At 61.9% G+C, this 23662-nt stretch carries 26 protein-coding genes, 1 tRNA gene and 1 pseudogene; 13 read left to right on the plus strand and 15 right to left on the minus strand.

Annotated features, from left to right (window positions below; genetic code table 11):
* Positions 1–344: 344 nt before the first annotated feature.
* The gene (locus NKJ20_RS31015) at positions 345–560 is read left to right on the plus strand and encodes a hypothetical protein (protein WP_352451137.1); all 216 of its coding nucleotides are present in this window, start codon (positions 345–347) and stop codon (positions 558–560) included.
* Positions 561–697: 137 nt separating this feature from the next.
* Here the strand turns inward: NKJ20_RS31015 and tolA are convergent, their stop codons facing one another.
* The 4 genes from tolA to NKJ20_RS31035 form a co-directional block, all read right to left on the minus strand.
* Positions 698–1102: a cell envelope integrity protein TolA gene (gene tolA / locus NKJ20_RS31020; protein WP_352621549.1), complete on the minus strand. Its 405-nt coding sequence runs from the start codon at positions 1100–1102 to the stop codon at positions 698–700.
* A 359-nt stretch (positions 1103–1461) separates the two neighbouring features.
* Positions 1462–2325, minus strand: coding sequence for a glutathione S-transferase family protein (locus NKJ20_RS31025; protein WP_352451135.1), 864 nt, complete (start codon positions 2323–2325; stop codon positions 1462–1464).
* Between the two features lie 27 nt (positions 2326–2352).
* Positions 2353–2934 (minus strand): VOC family protein, encoded by a 582-nt coding sequence (locus NKJ20_RS31030; RefSeq protein ID WP_352619700.1) that lies wholly within the window; start codon positions 2932–2934, stop codon positions 2353–2355.
* Positions 2935–3352: 418 nt separating this feature from the next.
* Entirely contained in the window at positions 3353–3793 is a 441-nt protein-coding gene (locus tag NKJ20_RS31035) for an SRPBCC family protein (RefSeq protein ID WP_023678521.1), read from the minus strand.
* A 116-nt stretch (positions 3794–3909) separates the two neighbouring features.
* On the opposite strand from NKJ20_RS31035, the gene NKJ20_RS31040 reads away from it, so the two are divergent.
* Positions 3910–4977, plus strand: coding sequence for an adenylate/guanylate cyclase domain-containing protein (locus NKJ20_RS31040; RefSeq protein ID WP_031212146.1), 1068 nt, complete (start codon positions 3910–3912; stop codon positions 4975–4977).
* 512 nt (positions 4978–5489) lie between these two features.
* On the opposite strand, the gene NKJ20_RS31045 is transcribed toward NKJ20_RS31040, so the two are convergent.
* From NKJ20_RS31045 to NKJ20_RS31055, 3 genes are all read right to left on the minus strand, one after another.
* Positions 5490–5564, minus strand: a tRNA-Glu gene (locus NKJ20_RS31045).
* A 90-nt stretch (positions 5565–5654) separates the two neighbouring features.
* A complete protein-coding gene (locus NKJ20_RS31050) occupies positions 5655–6062 on the minus strand; it encodes a VOC family protein (protein ID WP_023678517.1) in 408 nt (135 codons plus the stop codon).
* Positions 6059–6442, minus strand: a complete 384-nt coding sequence (locus NKJ20_RS31055) for a fimbrial protein (RefSeq protein ID WP_352749302.1) — start codon at positions 6440–6442, stop codon at positions 6059–6061. The genes NKJ20_RS31050 and NKJ20_RS31055 overlap by 4 nt, the downstream gene beginning before the upstream one ends.
* Positions 6443–6468: 26 nt before the next feature.
* On the opposite strand from NKJ20_RS31055, the gene NKJ20_RS31060 reads away from it, so the two are divergent.
* The 3 genes from NKJ20_RS31060 to NKJ20_RS31070 all read left to right on the plus strand — a co-directional run bounded on the left by NKJ20_RS31060 (position 6469) and on the right by NKJ20_RS31070 (position 9552).
* On the plus strand, positions 6469–7509 hold the full coding sequence (locus tag NKJ20_RS31060; RefSeq protein ID WP_352451133.1) for an RluA family pseudouridine synthase: 1041 nt from the start codon (positions 6469–6471) through the stop codon (positions 7507–7509).
* A gap of 187 nt (positions 7510–7696) precedes the next feature.
* A complete protein-coding gene (gene rpoH, locus NKJ20_RS31065; protein WP_023678514.1) occupies positions 7697–8608 on the plus strand; it encodes an RNA polymerase sigma factor RpoH in 912 nt (303 codons plus the stop codon).
* Between the two features lie 434 nt (positions 8609–9042).
* Positions 9043–9552: a hypothetical protein gene (locus tag NKJ20_RS31070; RefSeq protein ID WP_352749305.1), complete on the plus strand. Its 510-nt coding sequence runs from the start codon at positions 9043–9045 to the stop codon at positions 9550–9552.
* A gap of 182 nt (positions 9553–9734) precedes the next feature.
* On the opposite strand, the gene NKJ20_RS31075 is transcribed toward NKJ20_RS31070, so the two are convergent.
* The 4 genes from NKJ20_RS31075 to NKJ20_RS31090 form a co-directional block, all read right to left on the minus strand.
* Positions 9735–10607, minus strand: coding sequence for an MBL fold metallo-hydrolase (locus NKJ20_RS31075; RefSeq protein WP_352749307.1), 873 nt, complete (start codon positions 10605–10607; stop codon positions 9735–9737).
* A 149-nt stretch (positions 10608–10756) separates the two neighbouring features.
* Positions 10757–11416, minus strand: coding sequence for a peroxiredoxin (locus NKJ20_RS31080; protein ID WP_352714312.1), 660 nt, complete (start codon positions 11414–11416; stop codon positions 10757–10759).
* Positions 11417–11591: 175 nt separating this feature from the next.
* Positions 11592–11957 (minus strand): cell division protein ZapA, encoded by a 366-nt coding sequence (locus tag NKJ20_RS31085; protein WP_352749309.1) that lies wholly within the window; start codon positions 11955–11957, stop codon positions 11592–11594.
* Positions 11958–11961: 4 nt separating this feature from the next.
* Complete coding sequence (locus tag NKJ20_RS31090; protein WP_006200774.1) at positions 11962–12234, minus strand: DUF4164 domain-containing protein; 273 nt, start codon at positions 12232–12234, stop codon at positions 11962–11964.
* A 260-nt stretch (positions 12235–12494) separates the two neighbouring features.
* On the opposite strand from NKJ20_RS31090, the gene tkt reads away from it, so the two are divergent.
* The 3 genes from tkt to NKJ20_RS31105 all read left to right on the plus strand — a co-directional run bounded on the left by tkt (position 12495) and on the right by NKJ20_RS31105 (position 17761).
* The gene (tkt, locus tag NKJ20_RS31095) at positions 12495–14486 is read left to right on the plus strand and encodes a transketolase (protein ID WP_352749311.1); all 1992 of its coding nucleotides are present in this window, start codon (positions 12495–12497) and stop codon (positions 14484–14486) included.
* A gap of 158 nt (positions 14487–14644) precedes the next feature.
* Positions 14645–15655, plus strand: coding sequence for a type I glyceraldehyde-3-phosphate dehydrogenase (gene gap / locus NKJ20_RS31100; RefSeq protein WP_023678507.1), 1011 nt, complete (start codon positions 14645–14647; stop codon positions 15653–15655).
* A 216-nt stretch (positions 15656–15871) separates the two neighbouring features.
* Positions 15872–17761 (plus strand): potassium/proton antiporter, encoded by a 1890-nt coding sequence (locus tag NKJ20_RS31105; RefSeq protein WP_352613491.1) that lies wholly within the window; start codon positions 15872–15874, stop codon positions 17759–17761.
* Positions 17762–17930: 169 nt separating this feature from the next.
* On the opposite strand, the gene NKJ20_RS31110 is transcribed toward NKJ20_RS31105, so the two are convergent.
* Positions 17931–18848, minus strand: a complete 918-nt coding sequence (locus NKJ20_RS31110) for a polyprenyl synthetase family protein (protein WP_352457948.1) — start codon at positions 18846–18848, stop codon at positions 17931–17933.
* A 79-nt stretch (positions 18849–18927) separates the two neighbouring features.
* On the opposite strand from NKJ20_RS31110, the gene NKJ20_RS31115 reads away from it, so the two are divergent.
* From NKJ20_RS31115 to NKJ20_RS31125, 3 genes are all read left to right on the plus strand, one after another.
* Positions 18928–19686, plus strand: a complete 759-nt coding sequence (locus NKJ20_RS31115; protein ID WP_031212144.1) for a biosynthetic peptidoglycan transglycosylase — start codon at positions 18928–18930, stop codon at positions 19684–19686.
* Between the two features lie 139 nt (positions 19687–19825).
* Positions 19826–20008 (plus strand): 50S ribosomal protein L32, encoded by a 183-nt coding sequence (rpmF, locus tag NKJ20_RS31120; protein ID WP_006203806.1) that lies wholly within the window; start codon positions 19826–19828, stop codon positions 20006–20008.
* 199 nt (positions 20009–20207) lie between these two features.
* Positions 20208–20609, plus strand: a complete 402-nt coding sequence (locus tag NKJ20_RS31125) for a hypothetical protein (protein WP_352749314.1) — start codon at positions 20208–20210, stop codon at positions 20607–20609.
* 10 nt (positions 20610–20619) lie between these two features.
* Here the strand turns inward: NKJ20_RS31125 and NKJ20_RS31130 are convergent, their stop codons facing one another.
* From NKJ20_RS31130 to NKJ20_RS31140, 3 genes are all read right to left on the minus strand, one after another.
* Positions 20620–21051, minus strand: a complete 432-nt coding sequence (locus NKJ20_RS31130) for a GlcG/HbpS family heme-binding protein (RefSeq protein ID WP_352451128.1) — start codon at positions 21049–21051, stop codon at positions 20620–20622.
* 97 nt (positions 21052–21148) lie between these two features.
* Complete coding sequence (locus NKJ20_RS31135; RefSeq protein ID WP_023678501.1) at positions 21149–21379, minus strand: hypothetical protein; 231 nt, start codon at positions 21377–21379, stop codon at positions 21149–21151.
* Positions 21380–21454: 75 nt separating this feature from the next.
* The gene (locus NKJ20_RS31140; RefSeq protein ID WP_352451127.1) at positions 21455–21979 is read right to left on the minus strand and encodes a winged helix-turn-helix transcriptional regulator; all 525 of its coding nucleotides are present in this window, start codon (positions 21977–21979) and stop codon (positions 21455–21457) included.
* Positions 21980–22076: 97 nt separating this feature from the next.
* Between NKJ20_RS31140 and NKJ20_RS31145 the strand changes: the two are divergent.
* Together NKJ20_RS31145 and NKJ20_RS31150 are read left to right on the plus strand one after the other, a co-directional pair.
* Positions 22077–22777 (plus strand): annotated as a pseudogene (locus NKJ20_RS31145) (alpha/beta fold hydrolase).
* Between the two features lie 61 nt (positions 22778–22838).
* Complete coding sequence (locus NKJ20_RS31150; RefSeq protein WP_352613487.1) at positions 22839–23495, plus strand: glutathione S-transferase family protein; 657 nt, start codon at positions 22839–22841, stop codon at positions 23493–23495.
* Positions 23496–23662 lie beyond the last annotated feature (167 nt).

A 23662-nucleotide genomic window follows, 5' to 3' on the forward strand; every position in this document is an offset into this window, starting at 1 on the left:
CTCCGCTAAACACGGGGGCTGCGCGGCGGACACGCCGACGTCACCGCAATGCCACGCCATTTTGCAGAACTTGACGCACACAACTGTTTTTCCTAATTGAAGTAGATCAAACCGCCACCAGAGACTTTAGCTCTAGTGTATTAGATCCACTCGTGTAAATTCAATATTACATTTTTATTTCAAGATTGAGACGAACCGGCAGCAACGCCGGCGGACGCCCGCCACGGCGAAGTTTGATACGCGCGGCGGGTTCGGCATCGCGATCAATCCGGCGTTACCGGCCGGCCGTTGCTGAAACCTTAGCCCTGGGATCGGCGTTGAGCGGCCAAAGGAGGAGACCGCAAATGTCGATCCACTTCACTGTCGCGGACCTGACCAGGAATCTGTTCCATTCACTTGGGTTGGACCATGAACGCGCACCGAGGCCACTCGACCACGAGCAGGGGCTTTTGCTGGAGTGCTATCTTGCCGGCCAGATACCGGAATCGGCCTGGAGCGACTATGTCTTCGAGATGCCGGAACTGGCGCGACATGTCGAGGCGAGACGAAGGCGCCACTAAAGCGCATCGCGGTCGACCGGGCCTCATGCGACGCGCTTAGGTTCTTGTCTAATGCATGTCGTTGTCGCAAAACCGCTGCACACTTTTGCGCGACATGCATTAGGTCCCGAAAAGTGGAATCCGGTTGTCGGAAAAGATCAAGGCGAAGCCTTCACTCGCGGTGCAACCTGTTCTTGTTTGGGCGAGTTGAATTGCAGAGTGAACACCTTGCCCGGGATGCCTTGAGCCAGCGCCGGTGAAAAGCTCAACGGCAGGCAATGGTCCACGGCCGCGACCGCCGCGTCGACAAAAGCTTGGCGCGTCTTCTCCTCGCCGGCGACGCGGATGGCGGTCGGCTTGGGCCGGCCGATCAGCGTGCCATCGCGCCTGAAGCTGAAGCTCAGGGTGACGGTGGAATTCCCGGCATTCGCCGGAGGGGTCCAGCACGCCTGGATGGCAGCCCCGACCTCGGGCATGGTGTTGAGCGTCGCTGCATTCGATTGACCGGTTGCGCCCACCAGCATGGCGCCTGCAATCACCATCATTCCAGCAATGCTTTTCATGGCAGGGCCTCTGTCCTTGAACCGCCCTCGAGGACGGGACGAACTTCGATGGTAGGGCCGACAGCGGCGATGACAAGATGGCGGCGACGCGTTTCATCAGCCATGCAGGCGTCGTGAAACGCCGTCTGGCGCAACTTCGACAGGGGCTGAAATAAGCAAAAGGCCGGCGCGCAGCCGACCTTTGCTTTCCATCCGCGCCAGTACATCCGTGGTCGCGGGCTGGAGGTGGATTCAGTAGAAAGGGTTTAGGTTAACGAAACCTTAAGCTCCCCACATCGTGCAAACAGGGGAGATTAAGAAAATCCCCAGTTCATTACCGGCTCCTGCAGACGTGCGGACGACCGCTATTGGCTTGTGCCTCAGGCGTTGGCCTGCGACCGCACATAGGCGATATAGCCGCGCACGTCGGCGGCCGGGTCGGCATAGGCCTTGCCGAGCTTCTTCTCGATCGCCGCCATATAGTCTTTTGCCCATTGGGGCAGCGCGTAGTCGATGACGGCGAGGAACTCGAGCGTCGCCGCCAAACGGATGTCGGCGATCGACGGGTTCTTGCCGCCGATGAACGGCTTGCCGTTCCTGAAGAAGCTGTGAAACACCTCCAGCGGCTCGGCTATCGCTTCTATAGCGGCCTTCTGGGCTTCCGACTTCTTGTCGGGATGAGCGTCGCTGTGGCCGACCTCGCCGGCATATTGCGGGAAATTCAGTACAGGATATGTGGCGCGCGCCACATAGGGGTAGAGCGTGCCGATCAGGTAGAACATGGCGCTGTCGATCATTGCCCGCTTGGCCGGCGCCTTGGGATATAATTTCTCCAGCCCGTGCTTGTTGGCGAGATACTGCATGATGGCGCAGCTTTCCCACAAGACACCTCTCGGCAGGCCCTTGTCCTCGATCATCGGCGTAAGATGGGCCGGGTTTCGCGCCATATATTCGGGCGAGCGCGTGAGGCCCCAAACGTCGGTTTCGGAATGATCGAGCCCGGCGGCGCGTGCAAACACCCGAACGCTCATATTGTTGACGCTGGGCTTCAGCATGCTGAGCGTGAGCGCCGGCTTTTTCGCAGGCTTCGCCTTGGCCTTCGCGGGCTTTTTGCCGGAGACCTTCGTCGCCGGCTTTGCCACTTTCGCCGCTGACTTGGCGGCGGCTTTGGCCGCCGGCTTCGCTCCTGGTTTGGCTGCCTTGGCGGCGGGCTTTTTCGCACTCTTCGTTGCTGTCTTTGCCATTATGTCCTCCCTTTGTTTGGCGTGTCGTCAGTATGGATTTTTCGGTGCGCGATCCTCCGACAAGGTTGCGCGCAAGTGCTCGACAAGCGCCTGGATCGCATCGGCAAGGTGCACTTCGGCGATGTTGTAATCGCCGCGCGCGACGCGGATCTTGTGCGCCTGCATCAGCACGTCGGCATGGGTGAAGCCCGCCGGCGGCTCGAAACGGTAGGAGGCGAGCTCGATTAGCAGGCCGAGCGGATCCTCGAAGTAGATCGAATCCATGAAACCGCGATCCTTGACGCCGCTGTGCTTGATTTCACGCTCGTTGAGCCGGGCGACCGCCTGCAAGAAGGTGACGCGCGACACCGCGAAAGCGATGTGATGGACGCAGCCCGTATCGGTCGGCGTGCGCCGCTTGACCGGCGTGCGGCTCTCGTCGGTGAAGACGGTGATCAGCCGGCCGTCGCCCGGATCGAAATAGAGATGGCTTTCGCTTGGCTTGTCGAGGTTGGGCTGCTCGAAGATGAAAGGCATGCCGAGCACGCCCTCCCAGAAATCGATCGAGGTCTGACGTCCGGCGCCGACCAGCGTGATGTGATGGACGCCTTGCGATTGTAGTTTTTGCATCTGACTCCTCCCGGCCACGCCGTCTTGCCGCCGAACGGAAGTTCGGATGCCCAGTCGCGCTTGGATCGGCGCCCGGCATGTGACCGCGCCCGGCCTCGCTCGCCTGCGCTCCGCATTCCGCATCCTGCAGGAGTGCGGCCGGAGCTTTGATGAACGGATGCTAATTCAATCCGAGACGTTGCGCCAGAAGCGCTGAGTTTCAAGAACTCCACGCAGGCGCCAAGAGCGGCACCGGGATCGCGGACGCCTTCGCCGAGCTCGCTGAAACGATCCGTCGCCGGCAGCTGTAATGGTGCGGCGGCCCGCAGGTCGCTGGGTTTCCCGAGCGGCCGGTTTGGCGACGGCAGGTCAAAGGGGCCTCGTTGACGCATGCCGCGCCTGGTTCGGATTACGGGCATCCGTGGCCCTTAGATGAAAATCACATATTCTTCATCGGCACATCGGGATCGACATGTCCCCCATCGGCAGTGATCTTCAGCCTTGAGAGGTAGTGCTCCCATCCCCTTCGGTGGCTGTCACGCTCCTTTGCGTTCGGCAGTCCGCTGTGCGTGAAGCGGATCAGTGTCCCCGCATCCCTCGCGATCAGGTCGATCTCGACATGGCTGGAGCCGGGCGGCACTGTCTCGTTGTCTTCCCAGCCAAAACTGTAGGCAAGACGGTGGACCGGGATCACCTCGGTGAACTCACCGCGCGCCATATGGCGACCACCGACATTGACGAGGAACAGACCGCCCGGCGATGCATCCAAATTCGCTTCGGTCCCGATCCATCGCACGATCTGGTCCGGATCCGTCAAAAGCGCGAACACGGTCGCTTGTGGCGCGGCGACCTCAATTTCTGTGTAAACCGATTCCGCCATCGCTCACTCCAGGTCACATCCGCATCGAATGCCGTGCATGATTGAAGCGAATATGGGGAGTTGCAAGAAGATGTTCGAGGCGTAAGCATAAGCCGGAGCCGAGTGACCTTCTACCGATGCTTCTCGCAAAGTCGCTTTCATTCCTTCTGGACGACGCCGCGCATATTGGCGACGGTGGGCGACTTCTATTGCAGCTCTCAACGCATTTGCTGGAAGACGGCTTGCCGATCATCGCCGGCGCGCTGGCGCAGGATGCTCCCGACCCAATCATTTCACGCCGTATCTGGCTCTGGCGAGCGTCTGGGGGTGAAGTGGTCGAGGGTTTGGGGATAGGCGCCGACCGCCAGAATGCCGATCCCCGGCTCGTGCTGCGGGAGTGGCTTGGCACAACGCGGGCGATCGTGTTCGACGAGCGAGCGGGCGGTGTCGCACCGACTTTGGTGTGGGCGTTCGATCATACTCCGGATGAGGCGCAGTCAGAGCTGCTGCGGCAAATCTCCCGGTTTGCTGCGGCTCCGATGACCGCACTCGCAGAACGGTCCGCGAAACGCGCATTGCTCGAAGCATATTTGGGAAAGCGCAGTGCAGCACATGTGCTCAACGGTCATTCTCGTCGATTAAAGGGAGAGACGATACGGGCTGCGCTTCTGTGCGCGGACCTTCGAGGTTTCACCGATCTATCCGAGGTTCATGATGCAGACGAGATCGTATTGGTACTTGATGCCTGGTTCGATTGCGTCGCCGGCGCGGTGCACGCATTTGGTGGTGAGGTTCTCAAGTTTATAGGTGATGGCGTCCTCGCGATTTTCCCGATTGGCGAGCGCGATGCAAATGCCGCATGTGACGCTGCGGTACGCGCCGTGAAGGCCACGCGCGCCGGGATAGATCATCTCAACCAAACTCGGCGCCGCAATGGCGGCCCTGAGCTCGGATATGGCATTGGCCTGCATGTCGGCGAGATACTCTGGGGGAATATCGGCACTGCCGGCAGGTTGGACTTCACCGCGATCGGCAAGGCTGTAAATCTTGTCAGCCGCATCGAAGGGCTGTGCAAGCCGTTGGGACGGACGGTGCTCGCGTCGACAGTGTTCGAGGCAGAAACTACCGAGCGGATGATCGCCATGGGCAGTCATCCGCTCGGAGGAATAGCAGGCGCGCAAACACTTTTCGGCTTGCCGGAATAGATCGAATGGTTGAGCCCCGCCGTGGATGTGTCGTTCGCAGCATATCTTGGTATCGTGCGAAGCCATGACCGAGAGAAATTCGAACGGCAAAGAAGCTACGATACTGCAACTAAAGTATGGCGCGTTTAGAGCCCAGCCATGCGCGTCGCGCGCAGCTTCGCTGGCCGGTGCTAAGGGCCTTCCCGGCATCCACCCTTCGAGGGAGAGGCGCCTTCGCCGAGCTCGCCAAAACGATCCGCCGCCGGCAGCTGTAGCTCAGGTCGGCTCCAGGCAGTGCCGACCAGCGTGATGGACGCCTTGCGATTGTAGTTTCTGTATCTGGCTCCTCCCCGCGTGGCATCGACTGCCCTGTTCAGCGCGACGTTCTGCGCGCCGCTAACGCTGTGCCTCAAGACCCACGATGCAATGCTAATGCAATCGGCTCCGCTGCGCCAGAAGCGGCAATGAGCCAAACCCGCCGCGACTCAAGGCGATGGATCGGATTGATGGTTTGCCGAGAGCTTGGAGAGACTTGGTACGCCCAAGGGGAATCGAACCCCTGTTCCCGCCGTGAGAGGGCGGTGTCCTGACCGCTAGACGATGGGCGCGTTCAAGAACCGGCGATATAGGCTGACGGCTGGGAAAAAGCAACTAGGCTTACGGCTGCCGATCGCGCCGGTGAAATATCCGCTGCAAGCCTAGCGTTTTGGCTCGATCAGGTCCCAGAGATTTCCATAGAGATCGGCGAAAACCGCCACAGTGCCATAGGTCTCGTGCCGGGGCGCCTCGCGGAATTCGACGCCCTTTTCGAGCATCAACGCATGGTCACGGGCAAAATCGTCGGTTTCGAGGAACAAAAAGACCCGCCCGCCGGTCTGGTTGCCGACGGCGTGCTTTTGCGCATCGCCGGATGCCTCGGCGAGAAGCAGCCGCGCGCCCTGCCCGTTGCCCGGCGTGATCGTGACCCAGCGTTTGCCGCCGCCGAGATCGACATCTTCGGTGAGGACAAAACCCAGCCGGTCGACATACCACGAGATCGCCTCGTCATAATTTGCGACGACAAGCGCGACCGTGGCAATGCTGCGGTGTTCGGCAAAACCGGTCATTTGTTCCTGATCGAAAAACGCCCGACGATGCGGCGCTCGGTGATGTCATAAACGAAGATGGAGCGGCTGCCGTCGGGCAGCTCGGCGTCGATCGACAGGTGATTGCCGGACAGCGATTGGCTGATCACCCTGGCGCCGACCGGCAGCACGATGTCGCCGTTGACCGTTTCGCCGATCGGCACCTGGATGTCGCTGCTTAGCGGAGGGGCGGCAGGCGGCGCGTTGCGCGCTTTGTAGACAAGTGCTGCTATCACCACCATAAGGGCGAGGAACAGCAGGCCGAGATTGATGGCGACGAAGCGGACGAGCTTCCTCCGCACCTTTTCGACCTCGGGGTCGAGCGGCTTTTCCTCGTCTTCGTCGGCAAGCGGCCGGGCCATGGCAGCAGATTCCGGAACTGTTTTCGATGAGCGCTCATAACGAAGAGGTCAGACAATTAATAGGGGCCGGACCGATCGTGCTGGAGGCGGGCGCCGATGCGGCCGGCCAGCGGCTCGACCAATGGCTGGCGGCTAGGCTCGGCCCCGACATGTCGCGCAGCCGGGTACAGATGCTGATAAAGCAGGGCGCGGTCAGGATCGGCGGCAGGCAGGTCGACGAAACGAAGCGCAAGATGGCACAAGGTGACAGCGTGTCGGTCGACGTGCCGGAGCCGGAACCGGCGGCGCCGCAAGGCGAAGATATTGCGCTGGACGTCCTCTACGAGGACAGCGAGTTGATCGTCATCAACAAGCCGGCCGGGCTGGTCGTGCATCCCGGCGCCGGCAACTGGACCGGCACGCTGGTCAACGCGCTGATCCATCATTGCGGCGACAGCCTGTCGGGCATCGGCGGGGTGAGACGGCCGGGCATCGTCCACCGCCTCGACAAGGAGACCAGTGGCGTCATGGTCGTCGCCAAGACCGATCGCGCCCACAAGGCGTTGTCGGAGGCCTTTGCCGACCACGGCCTGACCGGCGATCTCGAGCGCGCGTATCTGGCGTTGGTCTGGGGCATACCGGCAAGGCCGACCGGGACGGTCGACGCGCCGCTCGGCCGCGCCGCCGACCGGGTACGCCGCGCCGTGGTGCCGCAAGGCCGCGACGATGCGCGCCACGCCGTCACGCATTTCACCGTCGTTGAGCGCTTTGGCGAGCAGCAGCAGGAATTCGCCACGGCGAGCCTAGTCGAATGCCGGCTGGAAACCGGTCGCACTCACCAGATACGCGTCCACATGGCCCATATCGGCCATCCGGTGATTGGCGACCCCGAATACGGCCAGGCTTTCCGCACCAAGGCCAATCGGTTGCCCGAGCCGCTAAGAAGCAAGGTAAAAACGTTTCCGCGACAAGCTTTGCACGCCCGCCTCCTTGCATTTCGGCATCCGGATACCCATCTAACGATGAGGTTCGAAGCACCGATACCGTGGGACATGGAGGAACTCGTCGACGGCTTCCGCAAGCTCTGAACCAACCACCTGAAAACCTGACCGGCGCTGTTCACTTCAACGTGACACACTGTTTCGTGTTGAACAAATGCCTGTCTTTCTGGTTTTGTTCCTATATATGTCGGTTGGTGCGAATGTGCCTTTGGCATTCGCGCCACATGCCCGCCGCGTTTCGGGGGCATCACTCCAATAGAGAGGGGGCGCTATCATGGCCCAGTCATTACCCAGTATCGTTTCCGGCGAAGGCGGTCTCAGCCGCTACCTGGAAGAAATCCGCCGCTTTCCGATGCTTCAGCCGCAGGAAGAGTACATGCTCGCCAAGCGCTATGCCGAGCATGAGGACACCACGGCTGCGCACAAGCTCGTCACCAGCCACCTTCGGCTCGTCGCCAAGATCGCCATGGGCTATCGCGGCTATGGCCTGCCGATCGGTGAGGTGATCTCGGAAGGCAATGTCGGCCTGATGCAGGCCGTCAAGAAATTCGAACCGGAGCGCGGTTTCCGTCTCGCCACCTATGCGATGTGGTGGATCAAGGCCTCGATCCAGGAATACATCCTGCGCTCGTGGAGCCTGGTCAAGATGGGCACCACCGCCAACCAGAAGCGCCTGTTCTTCAACCTGCGCAAGGTGAAGGGCAAGATCCAGGCGCTCGACGAAGGCGATTTGAAGCCCGATCAGATCACCGAGATTGCCACCCGGCTGAACGTCTCGGAAGCGGAAGTCGTGTCGATGAACCGTCGTCTGTCGGGCGACGCCTCGCTCAATGCGCCCATCCGGGCCAGTGAAGGCGAGTCCGGCGAATGGCAGGACTGGCTGGTCGACGACCACGAAAGCCAGGAAGAGATGCTGATCGAGCAGGACGAGTTGGAAAACCGGCGCGGCATGCTGTCGGGCGCTCTTGCCGTGCTCAACGACCGCGAACGCCGCATCTTCGAGGCGCGCCGCCTCGCCGATGAGCCGTTGACGCTTGAAGAGCTGTCGGCCGAGTTCGATATCAGCCGCGAGCGCGTGCGCCAGATCGAGGTGCGCGCCTTCGAGAAGGTGCAGGACGCGGTCAAGGCCGCAGCCAAGCGCCAGACGCAGGCGCTGCGCACCATCGAGGCGCAGCCGGCGGCGTAAGGCCTTCCGGTAGAAACAAATAACGGCGGCGTCAGGTAACTGGCGCCGCCGTTTTTTTCTAAAGCGCGTCGCGTTCGGCCGGCCTTGTGCGACGCGCTTTAGAGTCTTGTTTTTATGCATGTCGTTATCGCAAAACCGCTGCACACTTTTGCGCGACATGCATTAGCGGGTTGCCGGTTCCGCGGCGCCTTCGCGGATGTCCGATCCGCCGCTATAACTGCTCAGTAGCCCCCAGACGATCGCATCGATAGCGGCATTACCGCAATTTTCCCCAAGCCCTGAAAACCGCAAGACTGCAAGCTGTGGCGGCAATGTTGCGGCGCCGACCGCGGCATTCCACAACCCGGCGCTCGCGGCAGGCGGCGCGACAACGAGCCGCCGGGGCTGCGCCGGGCAGTTGAGCTCGTTTATTGAAAACGAAAGGCAGTGTGACGATGACCATTTCTCCGTTTCTGGCCGCTCTCGGATCCGAAGGTCCGCCAGCCGACCGAGCGAAAGACATGGCCCTGTATGGATGGCTAATTGGAAGCTGGGAAATGGACTCGGTCCACTACCTCGACGACGGCACAATCCAGAAATGGGATGGCGAATGCCATTTTGGCTGGGTGCTCGAAGGCCGCGCGATTCAGGACGTTTGGATCAGGCCCAAGCGCCCTGCGCCGTCGGCGATGTATGGTACGACCTTGCGCATCTTCGACCCTGGGATCGATGGCTGGCATATCATATGGAACGACCCGCTCAACCGGGATCACTCGCGCCAGATCGGGCGGGCCGAGGGTAAGGACATTGTCCAGCTCGGCAATGACTCGCGCGGTCTGCAAACTCGATGGCGTTTCACTGAGATCACTGCCACCAGCTTCCATTGGATCGGCGAGGAAAGATCTTCCGAGAGCGATCCTTGGCAAATCACGTATGAACATTTAGCCCGCCGAACAAAACCCTGACGCTGGACTGGCTGGCGTCTGCGCTGCTCCTCATCCGGCTGCCGCCACCGTCTTCCCGCATGGACCTCTCGGATTCAAACATCGCAAAAATCGAATCAGGATCAATAGCTTGGATGACCCTCGCGGAACGATGAGGGGGGCGCCGAGTCTGAATGGCATTGTAGTGCCAGCGACCCATCTCCTCACAGGCAATCGAGCGGAAATTTCAGATAGCGCCGCCCGTTGGATTCCGGTTCCGGCAGGCGTCCGCCATTCATGTTCACCTGCAGCGCGTGCAGGATCAGCCGCGGCATCGGCAACGTCCTGTCGCGGGCCTGGCGGAGCGCGACGAAGTCGGCTTCCGCCTTGCAGCCGGCAACATGGATGTTGCCGGCTTTCTGCTCCGCGACCGTGCTTTCCCACCGCGCTTCGCGACCGCCCGGCTGGTAGTCGTGACCGACGAACAGACGTGTCTCGTCCGGCAGCGCCAGGATGTCCTCGATCGAGTGCCAGAGCCGCTCGGCACTGCCGCCGGGAAAGTCCGTCCTGGCGGTGCCGCTGTCCGGTATGAACAGCGTGTCGTGGATGAAGGCGGCGTCGCCGATGACGTAAGTGATCGAAGCCAGCGTATGGCCCGGCGAGAACAGCACTCTTGCCGGAAGGCCGCCGACCGAAAAAGTTGCGCCGTCGGCGAACAGCCTGTCCCATTGCGAACCGTCGGCGGGGAATTCCGGCCAGTTGTAGATCACCTTCCACAATTTCTGGACGTCGATGACCTTTTCGCCGATTGCCGTCGGCGCTCCGGTTCTCCCCCTCAGATAATGGGCGGCGGAGAAATGATCGGCATGCGGATGCGTGTCGAGGATCCACTCGACCTCCAGCCCGCTTTCCCTGACGAAGTCGAGCAGGGCGTCGGCGTTTTTCGTTGCCGTTGTACCGGACCTTTCGTCGAAGTCGAGCACCGGATCGATGATGGCGCATTTGCGGGTCGCCATGTCGGCGACCACATACTGGACGGACCCGCTCGGCTTGTCATAGAAGCCGGTGACCTGCGACCTGGCCGATAATGCGTCCAATCCAGCCTCCTTCGCCCCTCACCACGGCAGGAAGGATTTTCTCTGCCACGGCAAATTAAAGGCATGGTTGTCCGTCAACCAGGCATCGTCAAGCACCCCATGCTCACACGGCCAGGAAAACCAAAACTCTCTGTGCCGCCTCTGCCTGCTCAGGCAGAAGGCTGCTTGGTTTTCCTGAGATATGGCAGGATCGTCTCAAAGGCGCCGAAGCGCTTGATGGCATCCTCATTCGAGACGGCAGCGGTGATGATGACGTCCTCGCCCTGCTTCCAGTTCGCCGGCGTCGCCACCTGGTGCTTGGCGGTCAGCTGCATGGAATCGATGGCGCGCAGGATTTCGTCGAAGTTGCGGCCGGTCGTCATCGGATAGGTGAGAACCAGCTTGATCTTCTTGTCGGGCCCGATGACGTAAACCGAACGCACCGTGGCATTGTCGGCGGGCGTGCGGCCTTCCGAGCTCTCGCCGGCACCCGCCGGCAGCATCTCGTAAAGCTTGGCGACCTTGAGATCCTTGTCGCCGATCAGCGGGTAGTTCACCGAATGGCCGGTCGCGGTCTTGATGTCGTTCTGCCACTTTCCATGGCTTTCGACAGGATCGACCGAGATGCCGATGATCTTGACGTTGCGCTTCCTGAACTCGCCTTCGAGCCCGGCCATCGTGCCGAGTTCGGTCGTGCAAACCGGCGTAAAGTTCTTCGGATGGCTGAACAATACTGCCCAGCCGTCGCCGATCCATTCATGGAAGCTGATCGGTCCTTGCGTGGTCTCAGCGGTGAAGTCCGGTGCGATATCGTTGATGCGAAGGCTCATGACGTGTCCCTTACCCTGTGCGTGCAGATCGCAGCCGGCGTTGCCCGGCGCTGCTTTTGCCTTTCTATCACTCCGGCGTCATCCTTCAAACGCCTGTTGCGCCGGCATCAAGGCCGGCGGCGAAATATTTTCATTGCTTCTCGGCAAATGCAGCAGGATTTTTCGCTGCGCTGGTTCAGGCCTTGTTCACTGCCAGCGTCGCCGCCAGGTCTTCCATGCGCTGGGCCAGTGCGCCGAGCGCCCCGGTCAGCACGGAATCGTTCTTGTCGGCCTTGGTCAGTGCGTCGTCGCGCGTCTTGCGCAGCGTCAGCACTTCGCTTTCCATGCCCTTGACCCGCTTTTGCAGTTCCGAAAGCTCGTCCATGACCATGATGCCGGCCATCACGGTCAGCCGCTGGTCGCCGATCTCGCCAAAGGAATCCTTCAGATGCGAGACATAGCGGTCGAAGCGCTCGGCAAGATCGATCAGATGCTCTTCCTGGCCCTCGTCGCAGGCCATCCGATACTGCTTGCCGTCGATGGAAACCGTGACTTGTGCCATTGGCCTACCTGTCCAGTACCGCGCGGATGGTTTCCATGGCTGTCACCAGCCTTCGCGACACTTCCTTGTTGGCATCTTCCAGCCGTTCGGCGCGGGCCTCGGAATTGTCGAGCTCCTGCGCCAGCCGCGAGCGGTCGGCGTTCATCCGCTGCACTTCGGCCTCGGCTTCCGAATAGTCCCGCTCGTGCTCGAGCTTGGCCGCGACGGCGTTTTCCAGCCCTTCGATGGCCTTACCCAGCCTGGCAATGACTTCTTTGAGGGTCGTTTCCCCGGTCATGGCTTTCGTCCTGCGCCCTGCCCATCACCGAATCATCCACGTTCAGAACGCGTTATCCCTGAAACATTACGCGTCGTGTGAACCGCACGTCAATAAAGCTGTCGCGACTGTCCCCTGCTAACGCTAATGTAAGTCGCGCATGGCCATCACAAGACCGGCAAAAGCACACCGATTTGTTGACTAAAAGGCCGCGCCTGCTATGTGTCGCGCACCCTTTTCAAGGGCTTTCCCAAGGCCCAAACCCCCATTTTGGAGGAAGCATGACCTCGCGCGAACAACATGACCGGATGGCCAATGCGATCCGTTTTCTCGCCATGGACGCTGTGGAGAAGGCAAACTCCGGCCATCCCGGATTGCCCATGGGCTGCGCCGACATCGCCACGGTGCTGTTCACCCGCTTTCTCAAATACGATCCGAAGAACCCGCATTGGCCGGACCGCGACCGCTTTATCCTGTCGGCCGGCCACGGCTCGATGCTGCTTTACTCGCTGCTCTATCTGACCGGCTACGAAGACATCACCATCGACCAGATCAAGCAGTTCCGCCAATTGGGGTCGAGGACCGCGGGCCACCCGGAATACGGCCATGCCGCCGGCATCGAGACGACGACCGGCCCACTCGGCCAGGGCCTCGCCAATTCGGTCGGCTTCGCGCTCGGCGAGCGCATCATGAATGCCGCTTTCGGCAACGACCTCGTCGACCACTACACCTATGTGCTGGCCGGTGACGGCTGCCTGATGGAAGGCGTGTCCCAGGAAGCCATCGCGCTTGCCGGACATCTGAAGCTGAACAAGCTGATCGTCTTCTGGGATAACAACAACATCTCGATCGATGGCCCGGTGTCGCTGGCCGACAACACCGACCAGGTCGCCCGCTTCCAGGCGTCCGGCTGGAACGCCAGCCATATCGACGGCCGGGATCCCGAAGCGATCGCCTATGCCATCGAAGCCGCCCGCCACTCCGACAAGCCGACGATGATCGCCTGTAAGACGACGATCGGCTTCGGCGCGCCGACCAAGGCCGGCACCAACAAGGCGCACGGCTCGCCGCTCGGCGCCGAGGAAATCGCCGGCGCCAGAAAATTCTTCGGCTGGGATTATCCTCCCTTCGAGCTTCCGGCCGATATCCTCGATGCATGGTGTACCGCCGGCCGGACCGGCGTAAAGGCGCGCACCGACTGGGAAGGCCGGCTTGCCAAGGCCGATGCTAACTTGCGCGCAGAGTTCGAACGCCGCATCGCTGGCACGCTGCCGGCCAACTTCGACGCTGTCATTGGCGATTACAAGAAGAAGCTCGCCGCCGACAAGCCGAAGGTCGCCACCCGCAAATCGTCGGAAATGGCGCTGGAGGTCATCAACGGCGCCTTGCCCGAAACCATCGGCGGCTCGGCCGATTTGACTGGCTCCAACAACACCAAGACCAGCCAGACCAAGAACATCACTGCCGACGATTACGGCCAGCGCTATGTCCACTACGGCGTTCGCGAGCACGGCATGGCGGCCGCGCTCAACGGGCTGACGCTGCATGGCGGCATTATCGCCTATGGCGGCACTTTCATGTGCTTTTCCGATTATGCCCGTCCGGCGATGCGGCTTGCTTCGCTGATGGGCATCCGCTCGATCTTCGTCATGACCCATGATTCCATCGGCCTTGGCGAAGACGGCCCGACCCATCAGCCGGTCGAGCATCTGGCAGCACTTCGCGCCATTCCGAACCACAATGTCTTCCGCCCGGCCGACGCGGTGGAAACCGCGGAATGCTGGCAGTTGGCCATTGAGTCGGAAAAGACGCCTTCGACATTGGCGCTGACCCGGCAGAACCTGCCGACGGTACGCAACGACTTCGTTGCGGAAAACCTCTCCAGCCGCGGCGCCTATGAACTTGCCGCCGCCAGTGGCGAGGCGGCGGTGACGATCTTCGCTTCGGGCTCCGAGGTCGAGATCGCGCTGGCTGCCCGCGAGGCCTTGGAAAAGCACGGCCACGCGACCCGCGTCGTCTCGGTGCCGTGTTTCGAATTGTTCGACAAGCAGAGCGCCGACTACCGCAGCAGGACGATCGGCAATGCGCCGCTCAAGATTGCCATCGAAGCCGGCATCCGTCAGGGCTGGGATCACTTCATCGGCACCGACGGCATCTTTGTCGGCATGACCGGCTTCGGCGCCTCCGGCACCATCGAACAGCTCTACCCGCATTTCGGCATCACAGCCGAGGCAACGGTGAAGGCGGCGGAAGCCCGTCTACATGGCAAATGAAAGTGAGCCCCGCCCGGCAAAGACTGGCATAGCGGTTTTGCCGGGCGGTGGAGCACTAATCGATTTAAATCCACGCCTCGGCGGCTGGATTCTTTGCCCGTCCGCCGTTATGAAGCTGCGGACTTGATCTTCGGCCTCCAACTCCCAGGGAGAGAACAATGACCGTCAGAGTTGCCATCAACGGATTCGGCCGCATCGGCCGCAACATCCTGCGCGCCATCCATGAATCCGGCCGCAAGGATATCGACGTCGTCGCGGTCAACGATCTCGGCCCGGTCGAGACCAACGCGCATCTGCTGCGCTTCGACAGCGTGCATGGCCGCTTTCCGCATGAGGTGACGGTTGACGGCGACCAGATCATCGTCGGCAAGGAAAAATTCAAGGTCACCGCGATCAAGGATCCGACGCAACTGCCCTGGAAGGAGCTTGGCATCGACATCGCGCTCGAATGCACCGGCATCTTCACCGCCCGCGACAAGGCCGTCGCCCATCTGACCGCCGGTGCCAAGCGCGTTCTCGTCTCCGCTCCGGCAGAGGGCGCCGATCTCACCGTCGTCTATGGCATCAATCACGACAAGCTGACCAAGGACCACATCGTCATCTCGAACGCCTCCTGCACCACCAACTGCCTGGCGCCGCTGGCGGCCGTGCTGAATGAGGCGGTCGGCATCGAGAAGGGCATGATGACGACGATCCATTCCTACACCGGCGACCAGCCGACGCTGGACACCATGCACAAGGACCTCTACCGCGCCCGCGCCGCCGCGCTGTCGCAGATTCCGACCTCGACCGGTGCTGCCAAGGCCATCGGCCTGGTACTGCCCGAACTCAAGGGCAAGCTCGACGGCATCTCCATCCGCGTGCCGACCCCGAACGTCTCGCTCGTCGATTTCAAGTTCATCGCCAAGCGGCCGACCACCGTCCAGGAGATCAATGACGCGGTGATCGCCGCCTCGAACGGCAAGCTGAAGGGCATCCTCGCCGTTACCCGTCACCCCAATGTTTCGATCGACTTCAACCATGATCCGCATTCCTCGATCGTGGCGCTCGACCAGACCAAGGTCATGGACGGCAACTTCGTTTCGGTGCTGTCGTGGTACGACAATGAGTGGGGCTTTTCCAACCGCATGGGCGATACCGCCGTCGCCTTCGGCAAGACCATCGCCTGATCGCAGAGCCAGCTTCTCGACCTGGAGACGCCCGGCTCAGTCCGGGCGTTTTCATTGCAGCACGAACCGCCGAGGCACGCTCCGCTGCTCGGGGGTGCCAAAACTTTCGACGATCGGCAGCGTGGGGCAAAAAGCCACGCTGCTGCCTTGCAGCGGCCATGTCTTCGCCCCACTCTCCCGTGATGCCGGAGCATATCGACTAGGGGCGACCAACGAATGGAGCATGGTATCTATCTTGTGACGCTCGTTGGCGCAGCACTTGTCGTTGCCGCCGCGTTTTCAAGCCTGATCGCCTTCCGTTTCGGCGCCCCTCTCCTGCTGCTGTTTCTCTGCATCGGCCTCGCCACCGGAACCGACGGTCTCGGCATCCATTTCGACAATGCCCGAGTTGCTTATTTTGCCGGCTCATTGGCGCTGGCGGTCATCCTTTTCGATTCCGGCTTCGGCACGCCGCTCAACGCCTTGCGGCAGGCGGCCGGGCCGGCGCTGTCGCTGGCCACATTCGGCGTCCTTTTGACCACCGGGCTCTTCGGCGCCGCCGCCTATTATCTGCTCGACCTGACCTGGCTGGAATCCTTCCTGCTCGGTGCCGCCGTCGCCTCGACCGACGCCGCGGCGGTGTTCTTCCTGCTGCGCGCCGGCGAGATTAATTTGCGCGAGCGCGTGCGGTCCACGCTCGAGGTGGAATCCGGCACAAATGACCCGATCGCCATCTTCCTGACCATCACGCTGGTCGAGGTCATCGCCGCCAATACCCACCCCGAGGCCAAGGTGCTGGTCACCGATCTTGCCGTCGGCTTCCTTGTCAATATGGGGCTCGGCGCGGTCATCGGCATTCTCGGCGGCATGGCCATCGTGCGCCTTGTCGATCGCCTCAATCTCGATCACGGCCTGCTGCCGATCTTCGTGCTGACGCTGTCGCTTATGGTGTTTGCTGCCGCCGGTGCCGTCGGCGGCTCCGGCTTCCTGGCGGTCTATCTCGCAGGCCTGATTGCCGGCAATTCCGATATCCGGGCCGTCACCATCCTCAAGCGCTTCCAGGACGGCATGTCGTGGCTGGCGCAGATCATCATGTTCCTGATCCTCGGCCTGTTCGCGACGCCTTCGCAATTTCCGGCGATCCTAGTGCCGGCAGTGCTGCTCGGCCTGTTCCTGGTATTTGTGGCACGGCCAATCGCCGTCTGGCTCTGCCTGGTGCCGTTCCGTCTGCCACGCCCGGAAGTCGCCTTCGTCTCGTGGGTTGGCCTGCGTGGTGCCGTGTCGATCCTGCTTGCCATCACGCCGCTGCTCGGCGGTCTTGAGAACGGCCGCCTCATCTTCAACACCGCCTTCATCATCGTGCTGGTCTCGCTGATCATCCAGGGATGGACCGTCGGGCCGCTGGCGCGCCGTCTCGGCCTTATCGTGCCGGCCCGCCTGGGACCGCTCGACAAGGTCGAATTGGAACTGCCGGGCTCCGCCCATCATGAGCTTCTCGCCTACCGCGTGGCACCTGGCAGCCCGGTGGCGCGCGGCGAACGCATTCCGCGCTGGGCGCGGCCGTCGCTGGTGCTGCGCGACGGACGCTCGATGCGCTTCCAGGATATGGGCCGGCTCGCGACCGGCGACCATGTCTACATCTTCGTGCCGGACCGCTATCCGCGCCTGCTCGACAAGCTGTTCGCCAGCCGTGCCGTGGTCGATCCCGAGGACGCGGATTTCTTCGGGGCCTTCGCCGTCGATCCGTCACGCCCCGCCGAGGAACTGGAGACCGCCTACGCGCCGGGCCTGACCGAAGCGGAACGCAAGCTCAGCATTGGCGACCTGGTCACTACCCGGCTCGGCGGCCACGCCGAATACGCCGACCGCGTGCTGCTCGGTCCGATCGAGCTGATCGTCCGCGACGTCGACGACAAGGGCAGGATCACCGGCCTTGGCCTGTCCTTTGAGCCGACCGCGCCGGTGGCGCGCGTTCCGGTGTTCCTCAGCGCCGGCGAAATCCGCGACCGCATCGCCGCCTTCATCCGCAACCGGCGCAAGCCGGCCGAGGCGCAGGCGGTCGAGGCGGCGGCCGAGATGGAACCGGTTCCGCAGCCCGTGGTGGAAAAGACAACTGGCGAAGGCTGACCGCTGTCCACCCGAGCCGCGGAACCCTGCCGCGAGGCTGAAGAATGGCTCGGCAACTGGTGTGGCGGGTCCATGTGGTCCGACATCGCCGGAAATGATCCCGATCGGCCGGTTGCGAGGGCGTCCGGCCGATCAGTCGCCAATTCTTCGGCGCGCCATAGGGGCGCGCTTAATTGTTGCGGGCCGCTACGAACTGCGCCGCTTGTTTCAGAAGCGCAGCTTGCTCGCCAAAAGGTTCGAGCAACGCATGAGCCTGGTCAACGAGGCCATGGAGCTGGCCCCGCGCCCAGTCCGGTCCGTGCAGCGCGACCAGCGTCGCCTTGCCGGCCGCGGCATCCTTGCCGGTCGCCTTGCCCATCTGATGCGCGTCGGCGGTCAGGTCGAGCAGATCGTCGGCAAGCTGAAAGGCAAGCCCGATCGCCGAGCCGAACTCGGCCAGCCGTTCGCGGTCGCCCGACGGCGCGCCGGCAAGGATAGCGCCCGCTTCGCAGGCAAAGCGGATCAGCGCACCGGTTTTCATCGCCTGAAGCCGGATGATGCCGGCCTCGTCCGGCCGGCTTTGTTCGGCTTCGAGATCGAGCATCTGGCCGCCGACCATGCTTCCCGCCCCGGCGGCGCGGGCCAGTGCCAGCACCAGCGTTGCCCTGCGCTCGGCCGGCAGCATTGTCGCCTCGTCGGCAAGGATGTCGAAGGCAAGTGTCAGCAAGGCGTCGCCCGCAAGAATGGCGGTTGCCTCATCGAAAGCCCTGTGCACGGTCGGCTGGCCGCGGCGCAAATCATCGTCGTCCATGGCCGGCAGATCGTCATGGATGAGCGAATAGCAGTGCACGCATTCGAGCGCCGCCGCGACGCGCAGCGCCGCCTCGCCGTCGGCTGAAAACAGTGCAGCACTTTCCATGACCAGGAAGGGACGCAGTCGTTTGCCGCCGTTCAGCACGCCATGTCGCATTGCCGCCATCAGGCGTTCGGGCCGCGCGACCTCGCCCGAAAGCGTCCGTCCGTCGAGCAACCGCCTCAGCAGCGCCTCGAGCGGAACTGCCCGGGCAATAAGTGCAGCTTCGAACGCCATTTGGTCGTCTTTCGTCATGGTCGGGAGCGGTAGCCGACACTCAGACGTTGCGCAAGAAGCCAAGCGCCATTATGCCGGGGGCAGGGAGTAGCGCGGACTGGGTGGCTTGGCGGAACCGATCGTCGATCACGAAACCGAAGGGTTGGACATGGCGAGACCGAGACGCGGCAGCCGCATCGGTCTTCAACGCTGGGTCCGGCGCGGCATCGCCGTCGCCGTCGTGCTGGCGCTGGTGCCGGTGGTGCTCACCTTCCTGTACCTGCCGACATTCGTGCATCCGGTGTCGACATTGATGCTGAAGGACCTGGCGACGTTTTCTGGCTACGATCGGCGCTGGGTTTCCATCGACGATGTGGCGCCGGTGCTGGCATATTCGGTCATCATGTCGGAGGACGGGCAGTTCTGTTTCCATCGCGGCGTCGATCTGGGCGAGTTGCGCGGCGTCGTCGACGATGCGCTCGCCGGCGAGATGACACGTGGCGCCTCGACCATCACCATGCAGACGGTAAAGAATCTTTATCTATGGTCGCGGCCGTTGGGCTCGGTCCGTAAGGTCGTGGAACTGCCGCTGGCCGTCTATTTCGATGCGGTGCTGTCGAAACGGCGGATCATGGAGATCTACCTCAACATCGCCGAATGGGGACCGGGCATCTACGGTATCGAGGCCGCCGCCCAGCATCATTTCGGCGTCTCGGCAAAACAGCTGTCGCGCCGGCAGGCAGCGCTGCTTGCCGTCACCTTGCCGAATCCGATCGTGCGCAATCCGGCGAAGCCCGGGCCGGGACTGAGGCGGCTTGCCGCGTTGATCGAACGGCGCGCCGGCCGCGCCGGCGCCTATGTCGGTTGCCTGCGATAGTGTCAAAAAAAAACACGGCGACGCTGGCCAAAACGCCGTCGGGCGTGTATAGGCACCCGACTTTCTCAGATTCCGGCCCCTGATGTGGCCCTTTCACGAGGGCCGCCGGGGCGTTTTGACCATGTAGTGGAGCATATCCATGGCCGTTCCGAAACGAAAAACCTCTCCGTCGAAGCGCGGCATGCGCCGTTCTGCCGACGCACTGAAGGCCCCGACCTATGTCGAGGACAAGAACTCCGGCGAGATGCGCCGTCCGCACCATATCGACCTGAAGACCGGCATGTATCGCGGTCGCCAGGTTCTGGAGCCGAAGGAAAGCTGAGAGAGCTTTCGACGGTTTATGGGTTGCGAAACGACCGGCCATTGGCCGGTCTTTTTGCGTTTGCGACAACTGATCGTATCAGCCGGGCCTGACATTGTTGTTTCACGCCGTCTTTGTCCTTGTTTATCGGCCGCACGAAAATTCTTGACGGCGAACGCCGGGCGCACTCTACAAAGATCAGTCCAACCGGAGCCGCCACATGTTCGGTGCCATCCCGCTGCTGATCGTGCCTTTCATCCTCTACAATCTCGGGCTTCTGGGAATATTCGGCAGCGGCGACGATCCGTGGGCCACCGAAGTGTTTTCGGTCCGGATGATGTCGGGTGGCGTGTTCTCGATGACCCTCGGCGACCTCATCGTGCTGATCGCACTGATCTTCTTGTTCGTCGAAGTGGTGAAGTCGACGCGCACGACAAATGCCTCGATCATGGACCATCTTTTGTCGACCTTCGTCTTTGTGGCCTATCTGGTCGAGTTCCTGCTGGTGAAGGGCGCCGCCCATTCCGTTTTCTTCACACTGATGGTCATAGCGCTGATCGACGTGCTGGCCGGCTTTTCGGTGTCGATGCGGTCGGCCACCCGCGACATCAATATGAGTTAAGGATCCCGACTCAGCCCGGGTCAGCGGAGAAGCCAGCCGCCTCGACACCGGCGATGGCTGCCGTTTCATCATTGTCGGACGTGTCGCCGGAAATACCGATGGCGCCGATGATCGTGCCGGCGTTGTCACGGATCAGCACGCCGCCGACGACCGGCAGGACGCGCCCGCCCGACACGTCGGAGACGCCGGCGATCAGATGCGGGCGCTCCTTGGCGAAAGCTTCCACCCGGCGCGAGCCCATTCCGATAGCGAGCGCGCCATAGGCCTTGCCGGCCGACATTTGCGGACGCAGGAACGAGGCGCCGTCCTGACGCTGGAACGCGACCAGATGGGCGCCGGCGTCGAGCACCGAGACGCCAAGCGGCCTGAGCTTGAGCTCGGCACCCTTGGCAAAGGCGGCGGCGATGATTTCAAGGGCTTTGTCGAGCGTCAGTGCGGTCATGGCCGTCTCCTAAACGCGCCAGTTATCAACCGGCAGAACAGACTCCGAGTGAACTGTTTCGCGTGCGAAAGGAAGCATGCATTCTGGAAGCGCCGGCCTATTTCTTCTTGGCGCGAGGCTTCTTCACCGGGGCCGGAGGCGCATTGGCCAGGTCTTCCGCTTCCTTGGCGAGGCGCAGCGCCCGCAGCTTGTTGGTCTTGGCTTGGCGAGCGTCGCTCTCGGCGACATATTCCGCCATCGCCTTCTGGCGAACCGTGGCTGCCTCTTCCTGTTTCTTGAAACGCAAATCGGCCCGCGCACGGGCAGTGTCCTTAGAGTTCTCGACCAAGAGCGTTATCCAATCCGTAAATTATCTTCAGTCCCTTGATAGCAGAGCCAGCCCGCAATTGGGAAAATAAGTTGGTCATGGCGCCGGATCGCAGCCAACTCGCTCCGCCTTGCGGGCGACTACCGCATCGTATCCGGCCTGCAAAGTCGCGCGGACGGTGGGTCCAGATGGGGCGGGAGACGCACCCAGATGCTCGTGGCGCAACTCGTTCATGAACTTATCCCACATCGGCGGGCCGCCTTTTTCCAGAAGCTCGGCACGGATAGAGAGCTCTTCGCTGACCGGCAGCCAGACGCGGCCCCAGGCGCCGAGATGCGCCAGGATCGGCACCAGCGTAATCGCCATTTCGGTCAGGCTGTAGATCGCCTTTTGTTTGTGGGAGGGATCGTCCGCCTTGGTCAGCATGCCGAGCTCCATCAGCCGCTTCAGCCGGTCGGCGAGGATGTTGGAGGCGATGCCCTCCATCGAGCCGTTGAGCAGTTCGCGAAAGTGGCGTCTGCCGCCGAAGATGATGTCGCGAAGGATGATCAGGCTCCACCGGTCACCGAACACTTCGAGCGACAGGTTGATGGGGCATCCGGACCGACGATCGATGTTCATGCGAATCTCCAAAAACCGGTTGCATTATCGTATCGGTTTTAATATCGTGCAACTGATTGCAAAATGCAATCGGATTGGAAGCCCAAGGAGGAAAGCCATGAAAAACGCCGAACACCCCGAAATCGCATCCCAGACGTTCGGCGATCCGGCCCATCCGGCGGTGTTGTTGATCATGGGCGCGATGGCTTCCATGCTTTGGTGGCCCGAAGCGTTTTGCCGGAAGCTGGCCGGCGAGGGTCGCTTCGTGATCCGCTATGACAATCGCGATACCGGCCGTTCGACCAAATACGCGCCGGGCGAGCCGCCTTATACATTCGACGACATGGTGGACGATGCCGTCCGCGTCCTTGACGACCAGGGAATCCGAAAGGCGCACGTGGTCGGCATGTCGATGGGCGGCATGATCGCGCAGCTCGTTGCGTTGAAATACCCGTCGCGTGTCACTTCGCTGACGGTGATCAGCAGCTCGCCCTTGGGCATCGATACGTCGCATTTTTCGTGGAACAGGACTACGACCGGTCCGGCGGCTTTCTCAGCGCGACCAATCACTTCATGCTCAAGGGCGGCGAAGATCGGAGCGGCGAGGACTGGACGGGGCGGCTGCACGAGATGAAGATTCCGCTCCTCGTTGTCCACGGCACCGACGATCCGATCTTTCCAGCCGAGCATGGCGCCGCTCTTGCCGACGCGGTCGCCGGTGCAAGACTGGTCCGGATCGAGGGCGGCGGCCACGAGCTGCATCCCGACGATTGGGCCGCGATCATCGATGCGATCGTCGCCCACAGCCGGGCCACGTAGCAGCGGGCCGAACCTTGACACCGGATGCCCGCGAGACGAAGCACCAAAGATAGGAGCAAAAATGTCCCTGACGATGCATCTTCATCCGCTGGCCTCCTTCTGCTGGAAACCGCTGATCGCGCTCTATGAGAACGGCACGCCATTCACATCGGTCGTTGTCGATCTCGGCAATGAACAGTCGCGCGCGGCGTTTCTGAAATTGTGGCCGCTCGGCAAGATGCCGGTGCTGCGCGATGAAGCGCTGGACCGGACCGTGCCGGAATCGACGATCGTCATCGAATATCTCAACGCGTATTATCCTGGGCCGGTCGAACTGATCCCCGCCGATCTCGATCTCGCTCGCCAGACCCGGCTTGCCGACCGCTTCTATGACTTCTATGTCCAGGAACCGATGCAGAAGATCGTTGGTGACCGGCTGCGGCCGGAGGGCAAGACCGATCCGTTCGGCGTCGAGCAGGCCCGCGCCCAGCTGCGCAGCTCCTACGCCATCATTGAACAGGACATGCAGTCGACGACATGGGCGGTGGGTGCGAGCTTCACCATGGCCGACTGCGCTGCCGCCCCCGCGCTGTTCTACGCCAACAAGGTCGAGCCGTTCGGAGACGAATATCCTGCGGTCAGGCGCTATCACGACCGGTTGCTGCAACGCCCCTCGGTTGCCCGTGTGATCGAGGAAGCGCAGCCGTATTTCAAGCTCTTCCCCTACAACAATGGCTAGAGTGGTTCATCGTTCACGGAAACGCCGAACCGCTCTATCTCTTTGTTTTTGCGCAATTCCGGACGGAAAACCGCTTCACACTTTTCCTGGAATTGCTTGTCTTATGACTTTCGCTGCCGAATGGGTCAGAAAGGAACGCTGAGAGAGGGTAGCCGCCCTCCCTCAGC

This window comes from Mesorhizobium sp. M0185 (assembly GCF_040322175.1).
In the GTDB taxonomy this organism is placed as follows: Bacteria; Pseudomonadota; Alphaproteobacteria; order Rhizobiales; family Rhizobiaceae; genus Mesorhizobium.

What these genes read in the sequence shown, in the direction of transcription:
- NKJ20_RS31105 (WP_352613491.1), top strand. Translation starts at nt 15,872, where the DNA reads ATGGAGCATGGTATCTATCTTGTGACGCTCGTTGGCGCAGCACTTGTC.
- NKJ20_RS31030 (WP_352619700.1), bottom strand. Translation starts at nt 2,934, where the DNA reads ATGCAAAAACTACAATCGCAAGGCGTCCATCACATCACGCTGGTCGGC.
- NKJ20_RS31090 (WP_006200774.1), bottom strand. Translation starts at nt 12,234, where the DNA reads ATGACCGGGGAAACGACCCTCAAAGAAGTCATTGCCAGGCTGGGTAAG.
- NKJ20_RS31130 (WP_352451128.1), bottom strand. Translation starts at nt 21,051, where the DNA reads ATGACCGCACTGACGCTCGACAAAGCCCTTGAAATCATCGCCGCCGCC.
- gap (WP_023678507.1), top strand. Translation starts at nt 14,645, where the DNA reads ATGACCGTCAGAGTTGCCATCAACGGATTCGGCCGCATCGGCCGCAAC.
- NKJ20_RS31055 (WP_352749302.1), bottom strand. Translation starts at nt 6,442, where the DNA reads ATGGCCCGGCCGCTTGCCGACGAAGACGAGGAAAAGCCGCTCGACCCC.
- tkt (WP_352749311.1), top strand. Translation starts at nt 12,495, where the DNA reads ATGACCTCGCGCGAACAACATGACCGGATGGCCAATGCGATCCGTTTT.
- NKJ20_RS31015 (WP_352451137.1), top strand. Translation starts at nt 345, where the DNA reads ATGTCGATCCACTTCACTGTCGCGGACCTGACCAGGAATCTGTTCCAT.
- NKJ20_RS31040 (WP_031212146.1), top strand. Translation starts at nt 3,910, where the DNA reads ATGCTTCTCGCAAAGTCGCTTTCATTCCTTCTGGACGACGCCGCGCAT.
- NKJ20_RS31150 (WP_352613487.1), top strand. Translation starts at nt 22,839, where the DNA reads ATGTCCCTGACGATGCATCTTCATCCGCTGGCCTCCTTCTGCTGGAAA.
- NKJ20_RS31025 (WP_352451135.1), bottom strand. Translation starts at nt 2,325, where the DNA reads ATGGCAAAGACAGCAACGAAGAGTGCGAAAAAGCCCGCCGCCAAGGCA.
- NKJ20_RS31085 (WP_352749309.1), bottom strand. Translation starts at nt 11,957, where the DNA reads ATGGCACAAGTCACGGTTTCCATCGACGGCAAGCAGTATCGGATGGCC.
- rpmF (WP_006203806.1), top strand. Translation starts at nt 19,826, where the DNA reads ATGGCCGTTCCGAAACGAAAAACCTCTCCGTCGAAGCGCGGCATGCGC.
- NKJ20_RS31140 (WP_352451127.1), bottom strand. Translation starts at nt 21,979, where the DNA reads ATGAACATCGATCGTCGGTCCGGATGCCCCATCAACCTGTCGCTCGAA.
- NKJ20_RS31125 (WP_352749314.1), top strand. Translation starts at nt 20,208, where the DNA reads ATGTTCGGTGCCATCCCGCTGCTGATCGTGCCTTTCATCCTCTACAAT.
- NKJ20_RS31080 (WP_352714312.1), bottom strand. Translation starts at nt 11,416, where the DNA reads ATGAGCCTTCGCATCAACGATATCGCACCGGACTTCACCGCTGAGACC.
- NKJ20_RS31060 (WP_352451133.1), top strand. Translation starts at nt 6,469, where the DNA reads ATGAGCGCTCATAACGAAGAGGTCAGACAATTAATAGGGGCCGGACCG.
- NKJ20_RS31070 (WP_352749305.1), top strand. Translation starts at nt 9,043, where the DNA reads ATGACCATTTCTCCGTTTCTGGCCGCTCTCGGATCCGAAGGTCCGCCA.
- NKJ20_RS31035 (WP_023678521.1), bottom strand. Translation starts at nt 3,793, where the DNA reads ATGGCGGAATCGGTTTACACAGAAATTGAGGTCGCCGCGCCACAAGCG.
- NKJ20_RS31050 (WP_023678517.1), bottom strand. Translation starts at nt 6,062, where the DNA reads ATGACCGGTTTTGCCGAACACCGCAGCATTGCCACGGTCGCGCTTGTC.
- tolA (WP_352621549.1), bottom strand. Translation starts at nt 1,102, where the DNA reads ATGAAAAGCATTGCTGGAATGATGGTGATTGCAGGCGCCATGCTGGTG.
- rpoH (WP_023678514.1), top strand. Translation starts at nt 7,697, where the DNA reads ATGGCCCAGTCATTACCCAGTATCGTTTCCGGCGAAGGCGGTCTCAGC.
- NKJ20_RS31110 (WP_352457948.1), bottom strand. Translation starts at nt 18,848, where the DNA reads ATGACGAAAGACGACCAAATGGCGTTCGAAGCTGCACTTATTGCCCGG.